At 64.0% G+C, this 6827-nt stretch carries 8 protein-coding genes; 3 read left to right on the top strand and 5 right to left on the bottom strand.

Annotated features, from left to right (window positions below; all coding sequences use genetic code 11):
• The first annotated feature begins 98 nt into the window (after nt 1–98).
• From FJ492_RS28930 to FJ492_RS27295, 3 genes are all read left to right on the top strand, one after another.
• A complete protein-coding gene (locus FJ492_RS28930; protein WP_181165906.1) occupies nt 99–266 on the top strand; it encodes a hypothetical protein in 168 nt (55 codons plus the stop codon).
• 153 nt (nt 267–419) lie between these two features.
• On the top strand, nt 420–1202 hold the full coding sequence (locus FJ492_RS27300) for a glucose 1-dehydrogenase (protein WP_140773356.1): 783 nt from the start codon (nt 420–422) through the stop codon (nt 1200–1202).
• A gap of 107 nt (nt 1203–1309) precedes the next feature.
• A complete protein-coding gene (locus FJ492_RS27295; RefSeq protein ID WP_140505947.1) occupies nt 1310–2308 on the top strand; it encodes a transporter in 999 nt (332 codons plus the stop codon).
• On the opposite strand, the gene rarD is transcribed toward FJ492_RS27295, so the two are convergent.
• The 5 genes from rarD to FJ492_RS27270 all read right to left on the bottom strand — a co-directional run bounded on the left by rarD (nt 2286) and on the right by FJ492_RS27270 (nt 6826).
• Nucleotides 2286–3212, bottom strand: a complete 927-nt coding sequence (rarD, locus tag FJ492_RS27290) for an EamA family transporter RarD (RefSeq protein ID WP_140773354.1) — start codon at nt 3210–3212, stop codon at nt 2286–2288. The genes FJ492_RS27295 and rarD overlap by 23 nt on opposite strands.
• Nucleotides 3213–3295: 83 nt before the next feature.
• Nucleotides 3296–4918, bottom strand: a complete 1623-nt coding sequence (gene cimA / locus FJ492_RS27285; protein ID WP_181166773.1) for a citramalate synthase — start codon at nt 4916–4918, stop codon at nt 3296–3298.
• Nucleotides 4915–5865, bottom strand: coding sequence for a prolyl aminopeptidase (gene pip / locus FJ492_RS27280; protein ID WP_140773350.1), 951 nt, complete (start codon nt 5863–5865; stop codon nt 4915–4917). The genes cimA and pip overlap by 4 nt, the downstream gene beginning before the upstream one ends.
• Nucleotides 5862–6338 carry a GFA family protein gene (locus FJ492_RS27275; protein ID WP_027144160.1) on the bottom strand — a complete coding sequence of 159 codons (477 nt, stop codon included), beginning with the start codon at nt 6336–6338 and terminating at the stop codon, nt 5862–5864. Before FJ492_RS27275 ends, pip begins: the two co-directional genes overlap by 4 nt.
• Nucleotides 6335–6826: a GFA family protein gene (locus tag FJ492_RS27270; RefSeq protein WP_140773348.1), complete on the bottom strand. Its 492-nt coding sequence runs from the start codon at nt 6824–6826 to the stop codon at nt 6335–6337. The genes FJ492_RS27275 and FJ492_RS27270 overlap by 4 nt, the downstream gene beginning before the upstream one ends.
• Nucleotide 6827: the final 1 nt, after the last annotated feature.

Below are 6827 nucleotides of genomic sequence, written 5' to 3'. Positions count from 1 at the left end.
CTCCCCTACTCCCCTACTCCCCTACTCCCTCCCTCCGGGCAGCCTCCCGCAGGTCAGTGATCACCACGCGCCGGTCCTGCCGCCGCCAGGCGAGGTGGATGGAAACCATGCGCCCGAACCATGGCATGTCGCGGAACAGGATCGAGGGCGGCGCGGCGGATGTGCGCGGCCATCTCGCCACCTTGCCGCTGATCAAGGCCGGCATGATGGACATTGCCGCGATCGTGCCGCTCAACCCCTATCCGGGGTTTGGGCCGAAACGCTGAGGCTGACGGCCGCGACAACCGAGGCCGTCAGCCAGGCGCGACAAAGCGCCTTGCATGTCATCAAGCCACGCGGCAGGCTGGTGCTGCCGCTTGCCGAGGTCAGACGAGCCTTCGCGCCGGCGGCGATAAATCGCAATCGATGAAGGTGCAAAATTGCATTCGACTGACTATCTCGGCCGCCTGTTCGGCCTCGAGGGCAAGCATGCCTTCATCACCGGCGCCAGCCGCGGCCTGGGCGTGGCCTTTGCGGAAGCGCTTGCGAGCGCGGGCGCTCGCGTCACGATCGGCGGCCGCAAGGCCGACGATCTGAAAGCGGCCGCAGACAGGCTGCGCGCCGCGGGCCATTCGATCGCTGAAGCAGTGATCGACGTAACCGACACGAAGTCGGTCGACCAGGCGATCGCAGCGGCGGAAACCGGCACCGCACCGATCGACATCCTGGTCAACAATGCCGGCATCCAGCGACGGGCGCCGCTGGAGACCTTTAGCGACGCCGACTGGGACGCGCTGATGGCCACCAACCTGGACGGCGTGTTCAAGGTGAGCCGGGCCGTCGTAAAGGGCATGATCGCCCGCCAAAGGGGGGCGATCATCAATGTCTCCTCGGTGCAGAGCGTGCTCGCGCGCCCCTCGATCGCGCCTTACGCGGCGAGCAAAGGCGCCATCACCATGCTGACCAAATCGATGGCCGGCGAATGGGGCCAGCACGGCGTGCGCGTCAACGCCATCGCGCCGGGCTATTTCATGACCGAGCTCAACTCCGCGCTGGTCGCCGACGAGACATTCTCCGCCTGGCTGACCGGCCGCACACCGATGCGGCGCTGGGGCGAAGTGAGGGAACTCGCGGGGGCCGCCGTATTCCTGGCATCCGACGCCGCCAGCTTCGTGAGCGGACAGACGCTGCTGGTGGATGGCGGGATCACCAGCGTCCTCTAGGCGGCACGCCGTCACCAAACAGTCACACTAAATCGGGCATGCCATGCTAGAAATCGCGCTTGGCCGCCCCCGCGACCCCGACCGCATCAGAGACCGGCGAAGCCGCCATGAACATCGCCCTCCCCTCCGAAGGCACTGACCTGTCGCCTTATCTGCCCGATGAACACGGGCTGTTCTTCATCTATCACTTTACCACCGAGGGTGTGCGTACCAGGGATGCCGCCGCCGCGCACTGGACATGGCGCAGCTACCAGCTTTCCGACATGCGCGCCCGTCACGAGATCGGCGCCGATCAAGCGTTGCCGGCGCCGGTGCGCGAAGCCTTCCTGAGCGCCAGCCATGGCTGCCACATCGATCTCGAGGATGACTGGCTCTATGGCGATCTGCCGGACCTGCGCCATGACTATTCGGCGGAAGCCGGCGGGCTTGGTCATTTCCGCTTTGCTCTCAACGATACGATGCTGGTCGGCGCCCGCAAACAACCGCTGCAATCGGTCGACAACATCCGCAAGGCGATCGAGAACGGATCGCGCAAATTCCGCTCTCCGGCCGAGCTGATCGAGGCTGTCGTCGGCCAGTCGTTCGACGGAATGGCCGCCGAACTCGCGACACTCAGCGACAGTCTCGACGGCATCGAGGACCGTATCGTCTGCGACGCATGGCACAATGAGCGGCAAGCGCTGGTCGATGCACGCCGGCACCTGGTGGTCATCCATCGGCAGATGGCGACGCTGACCAATCTGTTTCGCCATCTCGACCATTCGCACCGCAACGACCTGCCGGATTCCATCAACGACATGGCGGCGCGGCTGTCGCACCGCGCCCAGACGTTGCACTATGATGGCGAGCAGCTGCAGGCGCGCACGCGGCTGCTGCAGGACGAGCTGATGGCCAAGCTGACGACGCAGTCGAACCGGCTGCTCTATGTGCTGTCAGTGATGACGGCGGTGCTGTTGCCGATGACCATCATCTCGGGCCTGTTCGGCATGAATGTCGGCGGCTTGCCGCTGGTCAACACCCCATTGGGCTTTTGGGTGGTCACGGCCGTATCGCTACTGATCGCGGGCGTGACCTATCTTTTCGTCAGGCGGCTCGGACAGATGTAGCCCGACGCGCCGTCGCCAGCATGGACCATGAATAGATCGCAAGCGCCGTCCAGATCAGGGCAAAGGCGATGGCCTGCGTGGTGCCGAACGGCTCGTCGAAGATCAGCACGGCGATCAGAAACACCATGGTTGGCGCGATGTACTGCATGAGGCCGATGGTCGATAGGCGCAGCAGCTTGGCGCCGAAGGCGAACAGCAGCAGCGGGACGGCGGTCACCGGCCCGCAGCCGATGAGCAGCGCGGTGTCGGTGCCACTGCCGGATACGAAATGATCCTGTCCGGTGGCGATCAGGAAGATGATGTAGCCCAACGCCGGCACCGACAGCAAAAGCACTTCGAGCAGGAAACCCTGGCTGGGACCGATCGGCAGGGTCTTGCGGAAGAAGCCGTAGGCGGCGAAGGAAAACGCCAATGCCAGCGACACCCAGGGCAGCTTGCCGCCCTCGATTGTCAGCACGCCAACGGCAACCGCAGCAAGCGCCACCGCCGCGATCTGCAGCCGATTGAGGCGCTCACCGAGCAGCAACGCGCCGACGACGACGCTGACCAGCGGGTTTATGTAATAGCCCAGCGCGGTCTCGACGGTGCGATCGACGGCGATCGCCCAGACATAGATGCCCCAGTTGACCGAGATCAGCGCCGCCGTCAGCGCCGCCATGGCGATGGTGCGGGGCGAACGGATTGCCGCCTTGAAGTCCGCCGTGCGGCCGGCCCAGATCAGGACCGCCGCGGCAATCGGCACCGACCAGACGATGCGATGTGCAATCACCTCGGCAAGCGGCAGATGCGCCACCGCCTTCATGTAGAAAGGCAGCAATCCCCACAAGAGATAGGCACCCAACGCCAGCAAGAAGCCGCGGCGGGCTTTTGAATCTATATCGGGGGTAATTGCTTCTGCGGCCATGGCCCTACGCTATGGCCCAGTAATCTTGGCAAGACCATCGCAAAGTTCTGATGGATCAATGGACTTTCGCTGATGGTTCAAACTTACTCCGCCGCCACCAGCCCCGCCATCTCGCGGTTCTTCATCAGCTTGTAGATGATTGAATCCATCAGCGCCTGAAACGAGGCGTCGATGATGTTTTCGGAAACGCCGACCGTCCACCAGCGGGCACCGGTGCCGTCATGCGATTCGATGAGCACGCGAGTGATGGCCTCGGTGCCGCCATTGAGGATACGCACCTTGAAGTCGGCGAGTTCGAGATCGGCGATCTCGTTCTGGTATCTGCCGAGATCCTTGCGCAGCGCGATGTCGAGCGCGTTGACGGGGCCATGGCCCTCGGCCACCGACATCTTCTCCTCGCCTTCGACCAGCACCTTGACCACCGCTTCCGACACGGTCTTCAACTGGCCATTGGCATCGAAGCGGCGCTCGATCATGCAGCGGAACGAGGTGACGTGGAAAAACTCGGGCAGGCCATGCAGCATCTTGCGCGCCAGGAGCTCGAAGGAGGCGTCGGCGCCCTCATAGGCATAGCCCGACGCTTCACGCTCCTTGACCACGGATATCAGGGCATCGAGCCGGTGATCGTCCTTCGGCACATCGATGCCGCGCCGCTTCAACTCGGCGAGGAAATTGGCCTTGCCACCCTGGTCGGAGACCATGACGCGGCGTCGGTTGCCGACCGATTCCGGCGGCACGTGCTCATAGGTCGCCGGCTCCTTGGCCAGTGCGGAAGCATGGATGCCAGCCTTGGTGGCGAAGGCGGACGAGCCGACATAGGGTGCCTGCGCTTCCGGGGCGCGGTTCAGCAATTCGTCGAAGGCGCGGGACAGCCTAGAGATGCCGGTCAACGCTTCAGCTGAAATTCCAGTCTCGAAGCGGTCGGCGAAAGCCGGTTTCAACGCCAGTGTCGGCACGATCGAGATCAGATTGGCATTGCCGCAACGTTCGCCGATGCCGTTCAGCGTACCCTGCACCTGGCGCACGCCGGCCTCGACGGCGGCAAGGGAATTGGCCACCGCCTGGCCGGTGTCGTCATGGGCGTGGATGCCGAGATGCTCGCCCGGAATGCCCGCGGCGATGACCTTTTCAACGATTAGCCGCACTTCCGAGGGCTGCGTGCCGCCATTCGTGTCGCAAAGCACCACCCAGCGGGCGCCCGCATCATAGGCTGTCTTGGCGCAGGCCAGCGCATAGTCCGGGTTGGCCTTGAAGCCGTCGAAGAAATGCTCGCAGTCGACCATCGCTTCCTTGACCGAAGCGCCCGCCGCCTCGACCGAGGCCTTGATGGACTCCAGATTCTCGTCGTTGGTGCAGCCGAGCGCCACGCGGACATGATAGTCCCAGCTCTTGGCGACGAAGCAGATGGCGTCCGACTTCGATTGAACGAGCGCCGCCAGCCCCGGATCGTTGGAGGCCGATACCCCTACGCGCTTGGTCATGCCGAAGGCGACGAACTTTGCGCGTGCGGTGCGCTTTTCCCGGAAGAAGGCCGTGTCGGTCGGATTGGCGCCGGGATAACCCCCTTCGACATAGTCGAAGCCGAACTCGTCAAGCAATTTTGCAATCGCGATCTTGTCCTCGACCGAAAAGTCGATGCCCGGCGTCTGCTGGCCATCGCGGAGCGTGGTGTCGAAGAGATAGAGACGCTCGCGGGGCATGGTCATTTGCCTGCAAACTTGTCCGTCGCGCGGATCAGTCGGTCGAGGATGCCCGGCTCCGAATAGGCATGGCCGGCGCCTTCGATCAGATGAAAGTCGGCCTTGGGCCACGCCTTGTGCAGCGCCCAGGCGTAGCGCGCCGGGCACGGCATATCGTAACGGCCATGGACGATGGTGCCGGGGATGTCCTTGAGCTTCCCGGCATCGCGCAGCAACTGCCCCTCCTCCAGCCAACCGGCGTGGACGAAATAATGGTTCTCGATGCGGGCGAAGGTGACGGCGTAGTCATCCTGGCCAAACGGACCGCTGGTTTCAGGCTCCGGCAGCAGGGTGATCGTCTCGCCTTCCCACAGGCTCCAGGCGCGGGCGGCCTCTATCTGAGCCTTGCGATCGGACCCGACCAGCCGCTTGCGGTAGGCACCCATCATGTCGCTGCGCTCGGCCTCCGGGATCGGCGCCAGGAAGCGCTCCCATTTGTCTGGGAACATCTCTGAGACGCCGAACTGATAGTACCATTCGAGCTCCGCGCGGGTCAGCGTATAGATGCCGCGCACCACCAGTTCGCTGACGCGATCAGGGTGTGTCTCGGCATAGGCGAGCCCCAGCGTCGAGCCCCAGGAGCCGCCAAACACCAGCCATTTATCGAAGCCGGCCATTTCGCGCAGGCGTTCGATGTCGGCAACGAGATGCCAGGTCGTGTTGGCCTCCAGCGAGGCGTTCGGCGTCGACTTTCCACAGCTGCGCTGATCGAACAGGATGACATCGTAAAGCTTGGGGTCGAACAGCCGCCGGTGTTTTGGCGAGATGGTGCCGCCCGGCCCGCCATGCAGGAACACGGCCGGCTTGGCGCCTTTGGTGCCTGACCGCTCCCAATAAACCCTATGGCCGTCACCGACGTCGAGCATCCCCGAGTCGAACGGTTCGATTTCCGGATAGAGGGTGCGCAAGCTCATAGTTTCAGGCCCTGTTGCGGCCAATTGGCCGTTTCGTGATCAGGATGTTGGAAGGAGATGATCTGCTCCTGCCGCGCGTAATAGTCGGGATCATCGTGGACAGGCTGATCGAAGATCGTCTCCACCCAAGGCAGCCGTGCCGCGTAGTTGACCTGGATCCGCGGCGCCAGATCCGAGCGGTCGTCGAAGGCGCCGATGGCGATCTCGAGTCCGCCGGGCTGGCGATAGGTCAGCGGCGTGCCGCAACGGGCGCAGAATCCGCGATCGATGTTGACCGAAGACTGGAAATAACTTGGTTCTTCATGGGTCCATTCGACGCCGTCCTTGGGCACCGTCACCAAGGCGCCGAAGAAGGAGCCGAACTGTTTCTGGCACATGCGGCAATGGCAGATGGACGCGCGTCCAAGCGCCCCCTTGATGCGGAAGCGCACGGCGCCGCATTGGCACCCGCCGGTTCGGACGGTCTCGGTCATGGTCTTTCCTCCGGCGGCCATTGGTCGGTGTCGTGGTCGGGATGCTGATAGGAGACGAGTTCGGCGAGATAGGGGGCCGAGCCAATATCCGCCATCGTATCCTCGCCCGGCAATCGCGGAACGGAATCCACATAGGGCAGTTTTGCTTCCGTGCCCCATTGAATGGTCGGCGCGATACCAGCCGGATCGTCGAAGGCCGCGATCGCCAGCGCCATGCCGTCGGGCGCCTCGAAGGTCAGCGGCGTGCCGCAGTCGGCGCAGAAGCCGCGCCAGGCGGCATTGGAGGAACGGAAACGCTTGGGCTCGCCGCGCGTCCAGTCGACCTTGGCGCCCCGCACCGAGACCAGCGGCAGGTAGAAATTGCCGCTCGCCTTCTGGCACATGCGGCAGTGGCAGACCGAGGCGTCGCCAAGCGCGCCTTCGACGCGGAAGCGCACCGCGCCGCACTGGCAGCCGCCGGTGTAGACCGGCCGGTTGTCGAGGCTCATC

Source organism: Mesorhizobium sp. B2-5-4, assembly GCF_006441095.1.
GTDB lineage: Bacteria > Pseudomonadota > Alphaproteobacteria > Rhizobiales > Rhizobiaceae > Mesorhizobium > Mesorhizobium salmacidum.
The sequence above is the reverse complement of the archived record's forward strand: the minus strand, read 5'-3'. Positions and strand labels throughout refer to the sequence as shown.